The organism is Serinicoccus shuyuelongi, assembly GCF_045032955.1.
GTDB lineage: Bacteria > Actinomycetota > Actinomycetes > Actinomycetales > Dermatophilaceae > Ornithinicoccus.
The window spans coordinates 168,265-187,236 of record NZ_JBJFZU010000005.1; the positions used below are offsets into that span (position 1 = coordinate 168,265).

Here is an 18,972-nt window from a genome sequence, read left to right on the forward strand (position 1 = left end):
CCTTCATGTCACACCGGTGACGTCGGACGACGTCGCCGTTGTCACACGAGCCGCAGCCGGCGGCTGGGCGTGCAGCCCGGTCCGGAGCCGGGGTGGGAGACTGACCGGGTGAGCCATCCCCACCCCAGCACGCCGCAGGCCGACGCCAGCGTCCGGACCGCCCGCACCAACGACGCCCCCGCGGTGGGCCTGGTGCAGGCCTTCGTCTGGCAGGCGGAGTACGCGGACATCCTGGACCCCGACGTGCTGGAGGCCCTCACCGGCCCCCGCTTCGGTGCGGTCTGGCGGCAGTCGCTGGAGCACCCGCCCACGCCGAGGCACCGGCTGCTGGTCGCCTGCGCCGGACCCCAGGTGGTCGGCTACGTCGCCCTCGGCCCGGCCGAGGACGAGCCGGGCCTACCCCCGGGCACGACCGGGATGATCCTGGACGGCGGGGTCCACCCCGAGGGGCGTCGCGACGGCCACGGGTCCCGTCTGCTGAACGCCGCGGTGGACACGCTGCGCGCCGGGGCGGACGACCTGGAGGCCGTCGGCGCCTGGGTGCTGGCGGACGCCGGGACGACCCGGGCCTTCCTGCAGACGGCCGGCTTCGAACCCGACGGCGCCTGGCGCGACCGGGTGGTCGCCGAGGACGGCCGCACCGCCCGCGAGGTGCGCCTGGTCGCCTGGACCGCGGCGTAGTCCGGGCGACGACGGTGCTGCACCAGCGTCTCGTCGGGGTGGACCTGGCCCGTCTGGTCGCCCTGCTCGGGATGTTCACCGCCCACCTGGTGGACCGCGAGGTCGGCATCGGCCCGGGAGGCGTCGACTGGCGCTTCCAGCTGGTCGCCGGCCGGTCGGCGGCGCTCTTCGCGGTGCTGGCGGGGGTCAGCCTGGCACTGGCCAGCCCGCTCGCGGTGGTCCGCTCGGACCCCGGCGGCCTGCGCCGACGCATCCTGGTGCGGGCGGCCCTGGTCGGGGTGCTGGGCCTGTGGCTCGGCCTGCTCGGCTCCGGGATCGCGGTGATCCTCACCTACTACGCCGTGCTCTTCTGCTGCGCGCTCCCGGTGCTCACCTGGCGCGCCTCCCGGCTGGCGCTGCTGGCGCTGGGCTGGGGCCTGCTGAGCCCGGTGGCCAGCCTGCTGCTGCGTCGGGTGCTGCCCGAGGCGACCGGCGAGGTCCCCTCGCTGGTGATGCTGCTGAGCCGGCCCCTGGACATGGTCCTGCAGATCCTGGTCACCGGGTACTACCCGGTGCTGACCTGGGCCACCTACCTCTTCGTCGGCCTGGCGGTGGGGCGGCTGCTGCGCGAGAGCGGCGGCAGCCTCCCGGGGTCCCGCGTGCTGCTGCTCGGCGGCGCCGGCCTGGCCTCCGCGGCGCTGGGCGCCTCAGCGCTGCTGACCCGCTCCTCCGGCGTGCAGACGGCGCTGCTGTCGACGATGCCGCCGGGGCCGTCCACCCTGACCGGGCTGGACCGTCTCCAGCGCACCGGCTTCTACGGCACCCATCCGGCGGAGAGCGGCTGGTGGCTCGGGGTGTGGGTGCCGCACAGCGGGTCCGTCGTGGACCTGGCTCACACCGTGGGCACGTCGCTCCTGGTCCTCGGGGTATGCCTGTGGCTGGTCCGGGTCACGGCGTCGCTGCCGTGGTCGGTGCTGGCCGGCGCCGGCACCATGTCGTTGACGTTCTACACCGCGCACGTGCTGCTGCTGGCCAGCCCGCTGGGGGACGTGGGACCGCTGGCCCGGCACACCGCCTCCGGCCTGGCGCTGCAGGCCGCCCTCACCGTCGTCATCGGCGCGGTGGTGGCCTCCCGAGACCGGCGCGGCCCGCTGGAGTCGGTGGTCTCGAAGGCCGTCCAGCGCGTCCCCCTGCAACGCTGACAGAGGGCCGTCGACACGCTGCGGACGTGTCCAGTTCACCTTCCGTACATCTTGAGGTACTCTAGATGAACAGAAAGTGAACGAGAGAAGGAGGTGGCCAGCATGGCCACGATCCGCGCACTGTCCAGGACGTCCACCGACCGGGTCCTCACCTGGGTCCCGGTGACCGACGCCGAGGGTCGCACCCACATGGAGATGCACTGGCACGTCGGCGTCCCCGCGCCGCGTATCCGTCGTACCTCGGCGGCCTGAGCACCGCACAGACCGCACCGACACCCGAGGGCGGGCCCGGATCACCGGGCCCGCCCTCGTCGTGCGTCAGCGTCGTGCGTCAGGCGTCGGTGTCGCCCGCGCCCTGCTCGTCACCGTTGCTGCTGCCGCCGCGGCCACGCCCGCCACGCCGACGACGCTGGCGCCGCGGACGGTCGCCCTCCTCGTCGGAGCCGCTGGACGCCTCGTCGGCGCCACCCTCGGCATCGGCCTCGACGGTCTGCTCGGTCGCGACCGGCTCGACGGCGACCGGCTCGACGGCGACCGGCTCGACGGCGTCGGCCACCGGCGCCTCGGCATCGGCACTGGCGTCGTCGCCGGTGCCCCCGGCGTCGCTGCCGTCGGTGTCACTGCCACCGGAGTCGTTGCCGCTGCTCACCGCGGCCAGCGAGAGCTTGCCGCGCGGGTCGATCTCCTTGAGCTCGACCTGGACCTTCTGACCCACGGCCAGCACGTCCTCGACCGCGTCGATGCGCTTGCCGCCGACGAGCTTGCGGATCTCGGAGATGTGCAGCAGGCCGTCCTTGCCGGGCAGCAGGGAGATGAACGCGCCGAACGTCGTGGTCTTGACCACGGTGCCCATGAAGCGCTCGCCGACCTCCGGCATCTGCGGGTTCGCGATCGCGTTCACGGCCGCGCGGGCAGCCTCCGCGGACGGACCGTCGGTGGCACCGATGTAGACGGTGCCGTCGTCCTCGATCGAGATGTCCGCGCCGGTGTCCTCCTGGATCTGGTTGATCATCTTGCCCTTCGGGCCGATGACCTCACCGATCTTGTCCACCGGGACCTTGACCGCGATGACCCGCGGCGCGTAGGGGCTCATCTCGTCGGGGGCGTCGATGGCCTCGTTCATCACGTCCAGGATGTGCAGACGTGCGTCACGGGCCTGGGTCAGCGCACCGCCCAGCACCTCCGCCGGGATGCCGTCCAGCTTGGTGTCCAGCTGGATGGCGGTGACGAACTCCTTGGTGCCGGCGACCTTGAAGTCCATGTCGCCGAAGGCGTCCTCGGCCCCCAGGATGTCGGTCAGCGCGGCATACCGCATCTGCCCATCCACCTCGGAGGAGACCAGACCCATCGCGATGCCGGCGACCGGTGCGCGCAGCGGCACACCCGCGTTCAGCAGCGACATGGTGGACGCGCAGACCGAGCCCATCGAGGTGGAGCCGTTGGAGCTCAGCGCCTCGGAGACCTGCCGGATCGCGTAGGGGAACTCCTCGCGGGTCGGCAGCACCGGCATCAGGGCACGCTCGGCGAGCGCTCCGTGACCGATCTCGCGACGCTTCGGGGAGCCGACGCGACCGGTCTCACCGGTCGAGTAGGGCGGGAAGTTGTAGTTGTGCATGTAGCGCTTGCGGGTCACCGGGGAGAGGGTGTCCAGCTGCTGCTCCATGCGCAGCATGTTGAGGGTCGTGACGCCCATGATCTGGGTCTCACCACGCTCGAAGATCGCGGAGCCGTGCGCCCGCGGGATGACCTCGACCTCGGCCGACAGGGCACGGATGTCCTTGAGGCCACGACCGTCGATGCGCACCTCGTCGCGCAGGATGCGCTCACGGATGAGCTGCTTCTGCACGGCGCGGTAGGAGGCGTCGAGCTCCTTGTCGCGCCCGGCGAAGGGGGCGTCCTCGGTCACGTCGCTGTCACCGGCTTTGTCCCAGTGCAGCCCGAGCAGCTGGCCCTTCATCGCGATCTTGATCTCGGCGATGCGGTCCTCCCGCTCGGCCTTGCCGGCGATCTGCAGGGCCGCGGCGAGGTCGGTCTTGACCGCACCCTCGACGGCGGCGTAGGCGTCGTCCTCGAAGTCGAGGAAGCGCGGGAACTCCTGCACCTCCTTGGCAGCCGAGGCGGCCAGCTCGGCCTGCGCCTGGCACAGGGCCTTGATGAACTTCTTCGACTCCTCCAGGCCCTGGGCGACGATCTCCTCGGTCGGCGCCTGCTTTCCCTCGGAGTTGACCAGGTCCCAGGTGGCCTCGGTGGACTCGGCCTCGACCATCATGATCGCGACGTCGTCACCGCCCCCGTCGACACCCTGCACGACCCGACCGGCCACGACCATGTCGAAGGTCGAGCGCGCGGCGTCGGAGAAGTTCGGGAAGGCGACCCACTGGCCGTCGATGAGGGACACCCGCACGCCACCGATCGGGCCGCTGAACGGCAGCCCGGAGATCTGGGTGGAGAGGGACGCGGCGTTGATCGCCAGCACGTCGTACTGGTGGTCGGGGTTCAGCGAGAGGACGCTGATGACGACCTGGACCTCGTTGCGCAGGCCCTTGGCGAAGGTCGGGCGCAGCGGGCGGTCGATCAGGCGGCAGGTGAGGACCGCGTCGGTCGAGGGGCGACCCTCGCGACGGAAGAAGCTGCCCGGGATCTTGCCCAGGGCGTACATGCGCTCCTCGACGTCCACCGTCAGAGGGAAGAAGTCGAAGTGGTCCTTCGGGTACTTGCCGGCGGTCGTGGTCGACAGCAGCATGGTGTCGTCGTCGAGGTAGGCGGTGACGGAGCCGCCGGCCTGCTTGGCCAGGCGCCCGGTCTCGAACCGGACGGTGCGGGTGCCGAAGCTGCCGTTGTCGATACGGGCCTCGGCTGCGGTGATCTCTGGACCCTCCATATGGGTCCTCCTTTTCTGTTCACTTCGTCTCACAGCACGGGGCATCGTCGTTGTGCCCGGCTGGTCCTGCGGCGGGGCGGGCACCCGGTGCCCACCCCACCCCTACGCAGAGGAGCGGCTCCCGAACCGGGAACCGCTCCCCTGCGACGTCTCAGCGGCGCAGTCCGAGTCGCTTGATCAGCGACCGGTAGCGCTCGATGTCGATCTCCTCGAGGTAACGCAGGAGACGCTTGCGCTTGCCGACCAGCAGCAGCAGGCCGCGGCGGCTGTGGTGGTCGTGCTTGTGCTGCCGGGAGTGCTCGGTGAGCTCCTTGATGCGGTGCGTCAGCAGCGCGACCTGCACCTCCGGGCTGCCGGTGTCGCCCTCGGTCGTGGCGTACTCCTTGATGATCTCCTGCTTGGCGGCAGTCTCGTTCGCCATGGGCGACTCCTTCTGGTCTCGTTGCGCGGCGCTTCCCGGGCCTGTTCACCGGGGCACTGTGGATCCGCGGCCGTCCTGACGGCACCGTTCAGACTATCAGCGAGGGGGTAGGCCCCCTAATCTGCTCCCATGCCGAGGTTGCGCACCGTCTCCCCCTCCTCCCCCGGCTGGACCCGACGTCGGTCCGGCCGGGGCTTCGTCTACCTGGACGCCGGCGGCGAGCGCCTGCCGCCCGCCGAGGTCGAGCGGATCAAGGCGCTGGTCATCCCTCCTGCCTGGCGTGACGTCTGGATCTGCCCGCACCCGAACGGCCACCTGCAGGCGGTCGGCACCGACGACGCCGGACGGCGCCAGTACCGCTACCACCCGCAGTGGCGGTTGAAGCGGGACCGGATGAAGTTCGACCGGGTGCTGGCCGCCGCGTCCCGGCTGCCGGCGGCCCGGCGGCGGATCGCCCGGGACCTGGCGCTGGAGGGTATGCCCCGGGCGCGCGCCGAGGCGGTGGCCGTGCGCCTCATCGACCTGGGGTACTTCCGGATCGGCAGCGACGCCTACACCGACGCCCACGGCAGCTACGGGTTGACCACCCTGGAACGCCGGCACGTCCGCTCGCGCGGGCAGGTGCTGGTCTTCCGGTTCACCGGCAAGTCCGGGATCGAGCACGTCATCGAGATCGACGACGCCGACGTGGTGGCCGCCCTGGACCGGATGCGGCGCCGCCGGTCCGGGGGCCGGCTGCTCGCCTACCAGGAGGCCCGCCGGTGGACGGACCTGGACGCCGCCGCGGTCAACCTCTACCTGCGCGAGCTGCTCGGCGGCGAGCTGACGGCGAAGGACTTCCGTACCTGGCACGCGACGGTGCTGGCCGCGACCTCGCTGGCGCTGAGCGAGGAGAAGGGGGACACCCGGGCGTCCCGCCGGCGGGCGGTGCGCCGCGCGGTGGTGGAGGTCTCGGAGTACCTGGGGAACACCCCGACGGTGGCGCGCAGCTCCTACATCGACCCCCGGGTGATCGACCTCTACGAGCACGGGACCACCATCGCCGAGGCCGCCCGGGCCCGGCACCGGGACCCCGCGGCCAGGACGCGCGCCCTGGAGCGTGCCGTGCTAGAGATGCTGTCATGACTCTGCAACCCTTCCCCACCGACTGGCAGCGTGCGCTGTGCATCGCCGCGCACCCCGACGACCTGGAGTACGGCACCGCCGCGGCGGTGGCCACCTGGACCGCGGCGGGCCGGCAGGTGGACTACCTGCTGGTGACCCGCGGCGAGGCGGGGATCGCCACGATGGCGCCGGAGCAGGCCGGGCCGGTGCGCGAGCAGGAGGAGCGGGACGGCGCCACCGAGGTCGGGGTCACCCGGGTGCACTTCCTGGACGGCTTCGCGGACGGGGTGCTCGAGGCGGACCTGCGGCTGCGCCGTGAGCTGGCGCGGGCCATCCGGGTGCACCGCCCCGAGGTGGTGACCACGCTCACCCACGCGGAGAGCTTCCCCGGCGGCGGGCTGAACCAGGCGGACCACCGGGCGGTCGGCCTCACCGTGCTGGACGCGGTCGCCGCTGCCGGCAACCGGTGGATCTTCCCGGAACTGGTCGAGGAGGGTCACGAACCCTGGGACGGGGTGCGCTGGGTCGCCTCCGCGGCCGGCCACCAGCCCACCCACGAGGTGGACGTCACCGACACCTTCGACCGGGCGGTCGCCTCGTTGGAGGCGCACCGGCAGTACCTGGCCGCGCTGCCCGCGGACTACCCCTCGCCGCGGCAGCTGCTGACCGGGATCCTGGGCGGGGACGAGGGCCGCTTCGCCTGGCGGGCGCAGGTCTGGGAGCGCTGAGTCCTCAGGTGCGGCGCTGGCAGCCGCCGCACCAGAACAGGTTCCGGCCGGCGACCACCGCCTGCCGGACCCGGGCGCCGCAGCGCAGGCACGGCATACCGGGGCGCTTGTAGACCGCGAACTCACGCGGCACCTGCGGTGTCTCGCCCCGCTCCAGGGCCGCCCTGGTGTCGGCGGCGACGTCGTCCAGCGTGATGATCGTGCCGGTCCGGACCCCCAGCGGCATCAGCGCCACAAGGTCGTCCCATACCAGCTGCCAGGAGGTGCGCTTGAGCACCTTCCCCGGCTTCAGCGGGTGCAGCCGGTGCCGCCACAGGACCTCGCAGCGGTAGATGTTGCCGACCCCGGCCAGCACCCCCTGGTCCATCAGCAGCTCGGCGATGCTCCGGCCCGACCGGGAGATCGTCCGGTATGCCTGGTCCGGGTCGTTCAGCTCCCCCACCGGTTGCAGCGGGTCCGGGCCCTGCCGGTCCACCAGGTCGGTGACCGCGCCCGGGTCCACCACCTGACAGGCCATCGGACCGCGCAGGTCGGCCACATGCGCCTGGGAGAGCAGCCTCAGCCGCACCGCGCCGGTGGCCGGGGGCTCGCTGCCGACGGGCGCGACCGGCAGCACGGACCACTTCCCGATGAGGCCGAGGTGCACGTAGAGCGTGCGCTCTTCGGCGAAGTCGACGAAGAGCAGCTTGCCGTGCGCCCAGGACCGGCGGACGGCGAGCCCGTCCAGCAGGGCGGCGCCGTCGGCGAAGCGCCCCTGCGGGCTGCTCACCGCCGGGGTCCCCCCGGCGAAGGTGGCGTCGAGCGAGGCGGCGAGCCGGTGCAGCGTGTGACCCTCGGGCATGGGCCGATGATCTCAGCACGTGGCGACGCCCCGACCGCCAGGGTGGCCGGGGCGTCGCGTCCGTGGCGGGTCAGGCGTCGCTGGCGACGACCTCCCCGGTCGCGGCGTCCACGACGACGGTGATGTCGTCGTCGTCGCCGCCGGTGCGGTCCAGCTCGACCTCGAACCGGTGGCTGCCGTCCTCCTCGTCCAGGGAGGCCCCGTCGAGCACCCCGCCGACCTCGTCGACGGCGGTCTCGATCGCACCGACAAGGGTGGCCTGGGCGGCCTCCAGAGCGGCCGCGTCGTCGGCGTCCAGCCCGTCCTCCTCCGGGGTCCCCACGACCTGTGCCCCGTCGGCGGAGACGGTCACCTCGTGCGAGCGGTCCCCGACGGCGACCTCGACCTCCCAGGTGCCGTCGCCGTCCTGGTCGTCGATCTCGTAGGCGGTGCCCCCGACGGCGTCCTCGGCCGTGCTGATCGCGGCCAGCGCCGCGGCGGTCACGTCGTCGGCGGCGGCCGCCGTGTCGGTGGATGCCGCCTGGTCGCCGGCGGAGCCGGCGTCGTCAGCCGTGCCGTCCGTGGCGGTGGCCCCGTCGGTCGCACCCGCAGCAGCGTCGTCGGTGGTCATGTCCACCGGTGCGTCCGCGTTCACCCCGTCCAGTGAGCTCTCGTCCCCGCCGCAGGCGCTGAGACCCAGGGCCAGGGTGAGGGAGAGGGCGGCGGTCAGGTGCGGGCGTGTGCGCGTCATACCTCTCAGGGTGCACCCCGTGGATGAGGACCCCTCTCATGAGAGGTCTCTCATCCGGTGTTGCGCAGGCCGGCGGCCACCCCGTTGACGGTCACCAGCAGGGCACGCTGCAGCTCGTCCATCTCCTCGCCGGCGTCGTCGTCGGGGCGCTCCCGGAGCCGGCGCAGCAGCTCCACCTGCAGGTAGGAGATCGGGTCCAGGTAGTTGTCCCGCAGTGCCAGCGTGCGCTGCAGGACGGGCTGGTCGTCCAGCAGGTGCTCCTCACCGGTGAGCGCGCGCAGCTCGGCGACGGTCAGCTCGAACTCGGCGCGGATGGTGTCGAAGATGTGCCGCAGCTCGGTCGGCACCAGCGTCTGCACGTAGTGCGCCGCGACCTCGAGGTCGGTCTTGGCGAGGGTCATCTCCACGTTGGAGATGACCGAGCGGAAGAAGTGCCAGTGCTCCAGCATCTGCGCCAGCTCCTCGCCGTGCCCCGCCTCCCGGGCGGCGCGCAGCCCTGAGCCGACCCCGAACCAGCCGGGCACGATCTGCCGGGTCTGGGTCCAGCCGAAGACCCACGGGATCGCCCGCAGCCCCTCCAGCCCCTTGCCGGTGTCCGGTCGCTTGCTCGGGCGGGAGCCGATGTTCAGCGCCCCCAGCTGGTCCACCGGGGTAGCGGCCACGAAGTAGGCGGGCAGGTCCTCGTCGTCGATCAGGCTCCGGTACGCCGCGTAGGCCGCGTCGCTGGTCACGTCCATCACCGCGCCGTAGCGGGTCCGCTCCTCGGCGGTGGTGCGCGGGTCCCGGTGCAGGGCGGCCGCCCGCAGCACCGCGGCCAGCGCCAGCTCCAGGTTCTCCTGGGCGAGCGCCGGCAGGGAGTACTTGTCGGAGATCACCTCGCCCTGCTCGGTGTACTTGATCTCGCCCTCGAGCACACCGTTCGGCTGGGCCAGGATCGCGTCGTAGGTGGGACCGCCGCCCCGGCCGACGCTGCCGCCGCGGCCGTGGAAGAGGCGCAGCCGTACCCCGTGCCGGGCGGCCACGTCCCGCAGCGCCCGCTGCGCCTGGTGGATGCCCCACTGGCTGGTGAGGACCCCGGCCTGCTTGTTTGAGTCGGAGTAGCCGAGCATCACCTCCTGCACGTCGCCCCTCAGCCGGACCAGGTCCCGGTAGGCGGGGGTGGACAACAGCCTGTCGACCAGGTCGGCCGCTCCGCGCAGCTCGTCGATCGTCTCCAGCAGCGGGGCGAAGCCGACGTGCGCGAAGGTGCCCGTCCCGTCGGTGTCGCCGTGCAGGTCGACCAGCCCGGCCTCCCGGGCCAGCACGGCGGCGGCGAGCACGTCGTCGGCTCCCTGCGTCATCGAGATGATGTAGGTCTCCACCGCGTCCTGGCCGTAGGTGGTCAGCGCCTCGTGGATCTCGTCGAAGACCGCCAGCGTCTGCTCGCGCGGGGCGGCACGGTTCAGCAGCGGACGCCGGGAGCCGAGCTCCTCGCCGAGCAGCCGGGTGCGCTCGTCCCGGGTCAGTGCGTCGTACCCCTGCTCGCCGGCGGCACCGGCCGCCTCCAGCATCGGCCCCACCGCCTGGTGGTGCTTCTCCGCGTGCTCGCGCACGTCCAGGGTGGCCAGGTGCAGGCCGGTCGCGGCGATCGTCAGGCTGGCCCTGGCCAGCCGACCGTCCGCCACCAGGGCGCCCCCGTGAAGGCGTAGCGAGTCGGCGACGACGCGCAGGTCGTCCAGGATCTCCGGGGCCCCGGCGTAGTCGCGGCCCGGCTCGTGCGTGGTGCCGGCGGCGAACCGCTTGCGGGTGTTCAGCAGCTTGGCCCGCACACAGGTCAGCTTCAGCCGGTAGGGCTCCTGCGCGTTCAGCTCGAGCACCCGCGCGTCCAGCCCGGGCAGGTGCGCCAGGTCGCGCCGCAGCGACTCCTCCAGGTCCGGCTCGACGTCGACCACGACGGTCGAGCTGGACAGCTGGGAGATGAGGACGTCGACCAGGGCGAGGGCGACGCCGATGGCGTGACCGCCCTGCAGCCGGAGCACCTCGCGGGTGACCTCCGGGGTGACGTAGGGGTTGCCGTCCCGGTCACCGCCGATCCAGCTGCCGAAGCGCAGCGGCGGGTGGTCGGCGGGGAGCCGGACGTCGTGCTCGGCGAGCAGCTCACCCAGGTTGCCCAGCAGGGCCGGCATCGTCGTGGTCAGCACCTCGTCGAGGTAGTACATGGCGTTGCGGGCCTCGTCCAGCGGGGTCGGACGGTTGTGCCGCAGCTCGTCGGTCTGCCAGATCAGGTCGACCAGCTCGGCCAGATCCCGGTCCTGCCGCCGGCGCCCCCAGGTGTCCGGCTCGGTGGGGGTGGCCAGCACGTCGGACAGGTGCCGGATCTTGGTCAGCACGCTGCGCCGGGAGGCCTCGGTCGGGTGGGCGGTGAAGACCGGCCGCACGTCGAGCTCGGCGACGCTGCTGGCCAGCAGCTCCGGCCCGCCGGCCTCGACGACGTCGCGGACGGCCGCGGTCAACCAGCCCTGGTCCTCCGGGCGACCGGCGTGGGTGCGCACCCGGTGCACCTGCTCGGCGGCGTTCGCCAGGTGGAAGTAGGAGGAGAAGGCACGGACCAGGTCGGTGGCCTGGGCCAGCGGCAGCTCGGCCAGCACCTGGCGGACCTCCTCGGCGGCCTCCCGGTCCCCCTCCTTGCTGGCCTTGGTGCTCAGCCGGACCCGTTCGACCGCGTCGAGCAGCTCCTGCCCGTGGTGCCGGACCAGCGACTGGCCGAGCATGGTCGAGACCCGCCGGACGTCGGCGCGCAGGTCGGGGCTGATGCTGTCGGTGGAGGTCTCCTCGCTCACGGGCCCGACCCTACGGCAAGCTCTGCGGTCAGGGTTCCTCGACACCATCGGCCAGCGCCAGCTCCCACCAGTCGCACCCGTGCCAGCGGCCGAACTTGCGACCCACCCGGGTGAAGGCCCCCACCTGGGTGAAGCCGAGCGAGCGGTGCAGCGCCGCGCTGGCCGGGTTCGGCGGGGTCGACCCTGCCACCGCGGTGCCGTAGCCCTGCTGCCGCAGCCGGTCCAGCAGCGCGGTGTAGAGGGTGCGGCCCACCCCGCGACCCCCGGAGGCGGGGGCCAGGTAGATGCTGGTCTCGGCGGTGCGGCCGTAGGCCCGGCGCGGCCGGAAGGTGCCGGCGTAGGCATACCCGAGGACCGTGCCCTGCTCGGTGCAGGCGACCAGCCAGGCGTGCGCCTCCTGGGCCCGGGCGATCCGGGTGGCCATCTCCGCCTGGCCGGGCGGCTCCGTCTCGAAGGTGACCGCGGTGCCGGTGACGTACGGCGCGTAGATCCCGGCGCAGGCGGCCGCGTCCTGCCCGGTCGCGTCCCGGACCAGCACCCCGCTCATCGTTCTTCCTCGACCGTGCGTAGGGCGTCCCAGATGTCCCGGGCCGCCGGGGCCGCGACCTCCGCCCCGAGCCCTGCCTCCTCGACCACCACGACGACGACGTACTCGGGGTCGTCGCCCGGGCCGTAGGAGGCGAACCACGAGGTGGCCTCCTGCCCGAAGGCCTCGGCCGAGCCGGTCTTGCCGAGGACCGGGTAGTCCTGCGACGGCCAGCCGGCGAAGGCCTGCGCGGCGGTGCCCTCGGTGACCACGTCGGCGAGCCCGGTGCGCAGGATCTGCCAGGTCTCCTCGTCGATCGACACGCTGCCCTGGTCGGCGGCGTCCAGCTCCTGCACCACCGTGCCGTCACCGGCGACGAGCGCGTCGGCGAGCTGGGGGGTGACCAGCCGGCCCCCGTTGGCGACCGCGGCGTAGACGACCGCCATCTGCAGCGGGGTGCTGGCGACGTCGCCCTGGCCGATGGAGAAGTTGACGGCGTCGCCGGGACGCCACTGCCAGCCGCCCTCGCAGTTCTCCCGGGCCAGCTGCTCCAGGAACTCGCGGCGTTCCTCGTCCTCCTCCTGCGGGTAGCCCTCCTCGGCGCGCAGGCAGGACTCCTCGCGGGTCGCCTCCCAGTACTCCTCCTTCCACGCCCGGGACGGCAGGGTGCCCGGCTCCTCGGCCGGCAGGTCGATGCCGGTGCGCTGGCCGAGCCCGAAGCCCCGGGCGACGGCGATGAACCGGTCCTGGTCGTCGGAGGTCTGCGCCAGCCCGCCCTGGGCCAGCCAGTGGTCGTACGCCCAGCGGTAGAAGGTGGTGTCGCAGGACACCTCGAGGACCCCGGGCAGGTCGAGCTCGCCGTAGGACTCGGACTCGAAGTTGGTGAACCGCTGGCCGGCGATCGTCACCGCGCCGGGGCAGGGGTACTCCGCCTCCGGGTCGATGCCGGTCTGCAGCGCCGCCGCCAGGCTGACGACCTTGAACGTGGACGCCGGCGGGAAGGTCTCCCCCAGCACCCGGTTCACCAGCGGCGCGCCGCGGTCGGGGTCCAGCAGCCCGTCGTACTCGCGGGCGCTGACCCCCCGGGTCCAGATACCGGGGTCGTAGGTCGGGAAGCTGGTGGCGGCGACCACCGCGCCGGTGTCCGGACGCAGCACCACCGCGGCGCCGCTGGGTGCCGGAGCACCCTCGCGCCGTGCCGCGCGGACCGCCTCGACCAAGGCCTTCTCCGCTCCGGCCTGGACCTCGACGTCGAGGTGGGTGCGCAGGTCGTCGCCCTGCTGCGGGTCGGAGCTCTCCAGCTGCCCGGTGACCACCCCACGGGGGTCCAGGGTGACCGTCGTGCGTCCGGGCACCCCTCGCATACCGGCGTCGTAGACGGTCTCCAGCCCCGCCCGGCCGAGCCAGTCGTCGGCGCCCAGCTGCCCGGCCGAGGCGTCCACCTCCTCCTGGGTGGGTCGACCCAGGTAGCCGAGCAGGTGGGCGGCGTTGACGCCCTCCGGGGCGGGGTAGCTGCGCACCGGCACGCTGCGGACGTCGACGCCGGCGAAGTCCTCGGGGCGCTCCAGCACCGCGAGCGCCGTCACCGGGTCCACGTCGTAGGCGATCGGCACCGGCAGGTAGGGCGAGCCGGAGAAGCAGGACGGGACCGGCGGGGCCCCGGCCGTGCCGCACAGCCGGGTGCGGCCCCACAGCTCCTCCTCGGGCAGCCCCAGCGCGGCGGCGACGGAGTCCACCAGCGCCCGTCCCCCGTCCTCGGCCTCCAGCAGCACCTCCGGTTCGACGGTGACGACCGAGGTGGCGCTGTTGCTCACCAGCGGGGTCCCGTCCGCGGCCAGGATCCGCCCTCGCAGGGCCGGGGTGAGGATCTCGCGGGTGCTCACCTGCGCCGCCTGCGCGGCCAGCTCCTCGTGCTGGGAGAGCTGCATCTGCCCGAGCCGGCCCAGCAGGATCCCGCCGAGCGCCAGCACGACCACCACGGTCGCCCATAGGGCCCGGGTGGACGAGCGCCACCGGACCCGGGGGGTGACCAGGCCGGGCCGTGGCACCCGGACGTCGGCGCGGGCGCCGGGCCGGACGGGGCGGCTCACGCCCAGCCCCAGGAGGAGAGCCGGCGCTCCAGCCCGGTCAGCAGCGGCAGCAGCGCCGCGGCCACCAGCATCGTCATCACCCAGGTCCAGAGCAGGTCCACCGGTTGCACGACGCCGACCCCGGCGGCCGCGGTGACCCAGCGCACCCCGAGCACCGCCGCCACACCGAGGCCGGTCACCAGCCAGGGCAGCAGCGGCGAGGCGCGCAACCAGGGCCGCGCCAGCCCGAGGCCCAGCCCGAGGGCGGCGCAGGTGAGCGCGCCCGCCCCGAGCGGCTCCGCCCCCGGCGGGACCAGGTCCAGCAGCCAGCCACCGGCCAACCCCGTGAGCGCCCCCACCCGGGGCAGGTGCAGGAGGGCCACCGCCGCCACCACCACCAGCACCAGGTCCGGCCGCGCCCACCCGGGAGGCCAGGCACCGGGCAGCAGCACCGCGGCCACCAGGAGCAGCGCCCGCACCAGGACGCCCAGCACCCGGATCACGGCTGGTCCCCGGCGGGCACGTCGGTCAGCACGACGGCGACCAGGTCGAGGGTGTCGGTGTCGACGTGCGGTCGCACCACGGCCGTCCGGTCCAGCTGCCCCCGGTCCGGGTCGAGGGAGGTCACCGTGCCCAGCGGTATGCCGGCCGCGTACGGGACGCCGTCCGGGCTGCCGAGGGTGACGACCTCGTCCCCCACGGCGACCGGGCTGTCGCCCATCACGGTGAGGGTGAGCTCCCCGTGGCCCCGCGTCGGCAGCCCCGGCACCGGGGTGGCCTGCACGCTGCCCAGCGCCCCCTGCTCCCCGAAGCGGACCCCCACCACCACGTCGGCGTCCCCCAGCAGCAGCACGTCGGCGCTGCGCGGCGCGACCCGCAGCACCCGACCCACCAGCCCCTCGGCGTCGACGACGGTCTGGTCGGTGCGCACGCCGTCCCGCTCGCCGACGTCGAGGGTGACGGTGCGCCCGCCCACCGGGGAGGCGACCGGGGCGAAGGCGACCACCCGGGCCGGCAGCAGCGGTCGCTCCCGCGGCACCGCGGCGGAGCGGTCCAGCGCCTCCAGCTGCTCCCGCCCGCGCAGCTGCTGCTCCAGCGCGTCCACCCGGGCCGCCAGCTCGTCGCGTTCGGTGGTCAGCTCGAGCACCCTGCCGTCGTCCCAGCCGGCCACCAGCCGCTGGGCGGGGGCGGCCACCGTCGCGGCCGCGACCCGCACCGGCTCGGCCAGCGCGGGCCGGGCCAGGTCCAGCACCAGCACCCCGGCGGTCGCGACGCCGAGCACGGTCGCGAGCAGGGCCGTGCGGCGCGAGGCGGGTGGCACCGCCGTCACCGCCGCGCCGCGCCGGCCAGCACCTGACGCAGCGCCCCCAGGTCGTCGACGCAGGCGCCGGCGCCGCGGATCACCGCGTGCTGCGGGTCCTGCGCGACCCGCACCGGGACCCCGAGCTCGTGCCGGAGCCGTTCCGCCCAGCCCCGGAGCAGGGCGCCGCCCCCGGTGAGGGTGACCCCTGCCTCCAGCAGGTCGCCGGACAGCTCCGGCGGACAGATGTCGAGCACGGCCCGGACCACCGCGACGACCTGCCCGGTGACCGGCTCGATCATCCGGCGCACCTCAGCGCTGCCCAGCTGCACGGTGCGCGGCAGCCCGGTGCTCAGGTCCCTGCCCCGGACCCGGCAGGTCAGCTCCTCGGCGAGCGGCCAGACCGAACCCACGGCACGGGTGATCTGCTCGGCGGAGCGTTCCCCCAGCAGCAGGTCGTGGGCCGCCTTGACGCCCTCGACGACGGCGTCGTCCACCTCGTCGCCGCCCACCCGCAGGCTGCGCGCGTTGACCACCCCGCCGAGGCAGATGACCGCGACGTCGGTGGTGCCACCTCCCATGTCGACCACCATGCTGGCGGTCGCCGACTCCACCGGCAGGTCGGCCCCGATGGCCGCGGCCATCGCCTCCTCGATCACGTCGACGCGTCGGGCGCCGCAGCGCATCGCCGCGTCCTCCAGGGCACGACGTTCGACGGCGGTGATCCCGCTGGGCACGCAGACCACGGTGCGCGGCCGGACGAGCCTGGTCCGCCGTGCCCGCTCCACGAAGTGCCGCAGCAGCTGCTCGGTGAGCTCGGCGTCGGTGATCACCCCGTCGGACAGGGGCCGTAGGGTCACCACCCGCTCCGGGGTGCGGCCGAGCATCTCGTGCGCACTGGTGCCGGCCGCGACCAGCCGCCCGGTGTCGGTGCTGACCGCCACCAGGGTCGGTTCGTCGATCACCACCCCGCGGCCGCGCACGTGCACCTGGGTGGTCGCGGTCCCGAGGTCGATCGCGAGGTCACGGCCCAGCAGCGATCCCCCGCCGGTGCTGCGTGTCCTGTTCACCCCGGCATCGTACGCAGCGAGGCCGGGGTGTCCGAGCCCCCCGCGAGGGCCTGCCAGGGTGCGCCCCAGGCGACGAAGGCCCCGGCCAGCGGGTGCGCGTCGGTGGCGGCGGTGGCGAGCGCCGCGTCGGCGTCGGCCCCCCCGGCCAGCAGGGCGTGCACCCGTGGCATGTGCTCGGCGGCGACCCCGTCCGGGATCCGGCTGGGCGCGGCCACCACGGTGCCCACCCCGAGCGAGAGCAGCCCGGCCGCGAGCCCGAGCGCGGCGGACCCGCCCCGGTGCCGGGCCCGGCCCGAGTCGCAGGCGGAGAGCACCACCAGGCTCGCGCGGACGGACTCCCGCTCCAGGTCGGCCAGGAAGTAGGGGCCGTCCGCCAGCCACAGCGAGGAGAACAGCGGGCTGTCGTCCCGGTGCCGGCCGTGCGCCGCGACGTGCACCAGGTCGTGCGTGGCCAGCGCCCCCCGCAGCGCGTCCCCGTCGGCCCGGGGGTGGCTCTCCCCGCCCGGCCAGGCGCGCCCGACCTCACCGACCTCCGCGTCCGCCCCGGACAGGCCAGGCCCGGACAGGGCCACCACCCGTGGCTGCCGCACCCGGGTCCCCGCGCGGACCCAGGAGGTCAGGCTGGGGGCGACCGGGGTCGGCAGCCCCCGCCGGCTCGGCAGCATCCCCCAGGGCACCGCGGCCAGCGCCGGGGTGGGCACCACCAGCACCCGCCCGTGCAGGTCGAGGGGACGCAGCACGGTGGCGTCGAGCAGGTCCGACGAGCGGGCCAGCGAGTCCTGCAGCACCTGCTCCATCGGCCCGCCGCAGGCCCGGGCGCAGGTCTCCAGGTCCGCCGCCAGCCGTCGGGCGGCCTCCACGACGGCCGGGAGGGGGCCCAGGTCGTGCACCCGGCAGCGTCCTTCGGTGGCGACGATCGCCCGCTGCCGACCGCCGGCGACCAGCAGGCAGACCACCGTGGTGGACCGGCCCGCCGCCGTCTGCACCCCGGCGACGACGTCCTCCCGGGTGACCGCCTGCCGCTGGCCGGAGGCACCGGGGGCAGACCAGGACAGGCTGGCGACGGAACGCTCCAGCTCGCGCAGCCGGGGCCGCAGCGTCACCGCCCGGACCGGGTCCTCGACCAGCTGGTGCCGCAGGTGCCGCAGCACCCGGACGCGACGCGCGAGCTCGGGGTCGGCGGGGGGACGCACCACGGGCGCGCGGCTCGCGGCCTCGCGCCAGCGTTCGACCGCCAGCAGGCCGTCCCGGGCGTGCCCGCCGGCGAGCTCCAGGTCCAGGTCGGCCAGGTGCTCGGCGTACAGGTGGGTGGCGGCCCGCAGCTCGAGGCTGGAGCTCGCCCCGACCGCCTCGGTGAGATCCAGGAGGGCGGCCCGCAGGTGCCGCCGCGCGGTGGCCGGGTCCGCCTCGGCCCGGGCCGCGGTCGCGAGCACGCCCCTGGCCCTCAGCCGGGTGCTCAGCGACCCCACCCGGGTCAGGTCCGCGGTCTGGCGCAGCAGGTGCACCGCCTCGAGGTGCCGGCCCCGGTCCACCTCGATCTCGGCGGCGACCAGCCTGGCCAGGTCCGCGGCCACCACGTCGCCGTCCCGGGCGAACTCCCGGGCCAGCGCGGTGGCCCGCTCGGCCACCTCCCCGAGCCGCCGGCCGCGACGCCGTCGGGCGCCGATCAGCACCAGCTCGGCGCGCCGGTACAGGCCGGCGGCCTGGCCCCGCAGCGCGCGCCGGGCGCGGCCGGCGGCCTCGGCCGCCTGGTCGGCGCGTCCGGTGAGCAGCCACGCATGGGCCAGGTCGACCTGAATCTCCCCGGCCACCAGCCGTTGACCCGTCTCCACCGCGTCCACCGCGGCGCGCTCCAGCAGCTCGGTCGCCTCCTGGACCAGCCCCGCCTCCAGCAACGCGCGGGACCTGCCATGCAGGGCCACCGCGAGGGAGACCTGCGCCCCCTGGGCGTCGTTCTCCCGGTGCAGGCGCAACGCACGGGGCAGGTCCCCGCGCAGGGACGCCGCCAGCGCGAGGTTGTGCCGGGCCATGAACTCCTGCCGGGCCAGCCCCGCGGCCACCGCGATCCGGACGGCGGCCCGGCAGTCCTCCTCCGCGCCGTCAAGGTCCCCCTGGTCCATCCGGATCACCCCCCGGGACAGCCGCAGCACGAAGTGCTCCGGCGGGCCGAGGGACGCGCTGACCCGCATCGCCAGGTCCAGCTGGCGCAACGCCTCGTCCAGCTGGCCCGAGCGCCCGTGGATCATCGCCAGCTGGGATCGGCACATCCCCTGCAGGGCGTCCGTGTCGGCTGTCCCGACGGGGAGGGAGCCGACCAGCCGGACCGCCCGCTGCACCGTGCCCAGCGCGGCGTCCGGGCCGTGCCGCTGCAGCTGGGCGGTGCTCAGCGACAGCAGCACCCGGATCCGGGCCTCGTCCAGGGAGGCGGACTCCTGCGGTCCCAGGCACGGGAAGCCCGGTACCTCGCCGCGACCGCGCTCCTCGAGGATCCGCCAGGCGCGACCGAGCAGACGCTCCCCCTCGGCCGGTCGGCCGGCCGAGTTCGCGGCCCGGCCCCGCTCGAAGAGCTCGGCGACCGTGGACGTCGGCTGCAGGGAGGGCAGCGGCGGCGGGGAAGGCAC

General features: G+C 74.4%; 16 protein-coding genes. 5 read left to right on the plus strand and 11 right to left on the minus strand.

The genetic code is table 11. The features are described 5' to 3' along the window. The first annotated feature begins 108 nt into the window (after positions 1-108). From ACI3EY_RS08570 to ACI3EY_RS08580, 3 genes are all read left to right on the plus strand, one after another. The gene (locus ACI3EY_RS08570) at positions 109-681 is read left to right on the plus strand and encodes a GNAT family N-acetyltransferase (protein WP_405036114.1); all 573 of its coding nucleotides are present in this window, start codon (positions 109-111) and stop codon (positions 679-681) included. 14 nt (positions 682-695) lie between these two features. Next, complete coding sequence (locus ACI3EY_RS08575; RefSeq protein ID WP_405036113.1) at positions 696-1,862, plus strand: heparan-alpha-glucosaminide N-acetyltransferase domain-containing protein; 1,167 nt, start codon at positions 696-698, stop codon at positions 1,860-1,862. 102 nt (positions 1,863-1,964) lie between these two features. Further along, a complete protein-coding gene (locus ACI3EY_RS08580; protein ID WP_405036112.1) occupies positions 1,965-2,114 on the plus strand; it encodes a hypothetical protein in 150 nt (49 codons plus the stop codon). A 79-nt stretch (positions 2,115-2,193) separates the two neighbouring features. On the opposite strand, the gene ACI3EY_RS08585 is transcribed toward ACI3EY_RS08580, so the two are convergent. Beyond that, positions 2,194-4,743, minus strand: a complete 2,550-nt coding sequence (locus tag ACI3EY_RS08585) for a polyribonucleotide nucleotidyltransferase (protein WP_405040133.1) — start codon at positions 4,741-4,743, stop codon at positions 2,194-2,196. Positions 4,744-4,894: 151 nt separating this feature from the next. After that, the gene (gene rpsO, locus ACI3EY_RS08590; RefSeq protein WP_405036110.1) at positions 4,895-5,164 is read right to left on the minus strand and encodes a 30S ribosomal protein S15; all 270 of its coding nucleotides are present in this window, start codon (positions 5,162-5,164) and stop codon (positions 4,895-4,897) included. Positions 5,165-5,293: 129 nt separating this feature from the next. On the opposite strand from rpsO, the gene ACI3EY_RS08595 reads away from it, so the two are divergent. Both ACI3EY_RS08595 and ACI3EY_RS08600 read left to right on the plus strand, forming a co-directional pair. Continuing rightward, complete coding sequence (locus ACI3EY_RS08595) at positions 5,294-6,289, plus strand: DNA topoisomerase IB (protein ID WP_405040134.1); 996 nt, start codon at positions 5,294-5,296, stop codon at positions 6,287-6,289. Further along, positions 6,286-6,996 carry a PIG-L deacetylase family protein gene (locus tag ACI3EY_RS08600; RefSeq protein ID WP_405036108.1) on the plus strand — a complete coding sequence of 237 codons (711 nt, stop codon included), beginning with the start codon at positions 6,286-6,288 and terminating at the stop codon, positions 6,994-6,996. Before ACI3EY_RS08595 ends, ACI3EY_RS08600 begins: the two co-directional genes overlap by 4 nt. A gap of 4 nt (positions 6,997-7,000) precedes the next feature. On the opposite strand, the gene ACI3EY_RS08605 is transcribed toward ACI3EY_RS08600, so the two are convergent. The 9 genes from ACI3EY_RS08605 to ACI3EY_RS08645 all read right to left on the minus strand — a co-directional run bounded on the left by ACI3EY_RS08605 (position 7,001) and on the right by ACI3EY_RS08645 (position 18,972). Beyond that, the gene (locus ACI3EY_RS08605) at positions 7,001-7,837 is read right to left on the minus strand and encodes an Fpg/Nei family DNA glycosylase (protein WP_405036107.1); all 837 of its coding nucleotides are present in this window, start codon (positions 7,835-7,837) and stop codon (positions 7,001-7,003) included. A 70-nt stretch (positions 7,838-7,907) separates the two neighbouring features. Further along, positions 7,908-8,567 carry a PepSY domain-containing protein gene (locus tag ACI3EY_RS08610; protein ID WP_405040135.1) on the minus strand — a complete coding sequence of 220 codons (660 nt, stop codon included), beginning with the start codon at positions 8,565-8,567 and terminating at the stop codon, positions 7,908-7,910. A 50-nt stretch (positions 8,568-8,617) separates the two neighbouring features. After that, positions 8,618-11,386, minus strand: a complete 2,769-nt coding sequence (ppc, locus tag ACI3EY_RS08615) for a phosphoenolpyruvate carboxylase (RefSeq protein ID WP_405040136.1) — start codon at positions 11,384-11,386, stop codon at positions 8,618-8,620. 28 nt (positions 11,387-11,414) lie between these two features. After that, the gene (locus tag ACI3EY_RS08620) at positions 11,415-11,933 is read right to left on the minus strand and encodes a GNAT family N-acetyltransferase (RefSeq protein WP_405036104.1); all 519 of its coding nucleotides are present in this window, start codon (positions 11,931-11,933) and stop codon (positions 11,415-11,417) included. Then, positions 11,930-14,002 (minus strand): penicillin-binding protein 2, encoded by a 2,073-nt coding sequence (gene mrdA, locus ACI3EY_RS08625; protein WP_405040137.1) that lies wholly within the window; start codon positions 14,000-14,002, stop codon positions 11,930-11,932. The genes ACI3EY_RS08620 and mrdA overlap by 4 nt, the downstream gene beginning before the upstream one ends. Continuing rightward, on the minus strand, positions 13,999-14,484 hold the full coding sequence (gene mreD / locus ACI3EY_RS08630; RefSeq protein WP_405040138.1) for a rod shape-determining protein MreD: 486 nt from the start codon (positions 14,482-14,484) through the stop codon (positions 13,999-14,001). The genes mrdA and mreD overlap by 4 nt, the downstream gene beginning before the upstream one ends. Continuing rightward, positions 14,481-15,302: a rod shape-determining protein MreC gene (gene mreC, locus ACI3EY_RS08635; protein WP_405040139.1), complete on the minus strand. Its 822-nt coding sequence runs from the start codon at positions 15,300-15,302 to the stop codon at positions 14,481-14,483. The genes mreD and mreC overlap by 4 nt, the downstream gene beginning before the upstream one ends. Positions 15,303-15,307: 5 nt before the next feature. Beyond that, positions 15,308-16,351: a rod shape-determining protein gene (gene mreB / locus ACI3EY_RS08640; protein WP_405036100.1), complete on the minus strand. Its 1,044-nt coding sequence runs from the start codon at positions 16,349-16,351 to the stop codon at positions 15,308-15,310. Then, entirely contained in the window at positions 16,348-18,972 is a 2,625-nt protein-coding gene (locus ACI3EY_RS08645; RefSeq protein ID WP_405040140.1) for a CHAT domain-containing protein, read from the minus strand. The genes mreB and ACI3EY_RS08645 overlap by 4 nt, the downstream gene beginning before the upstream one ends.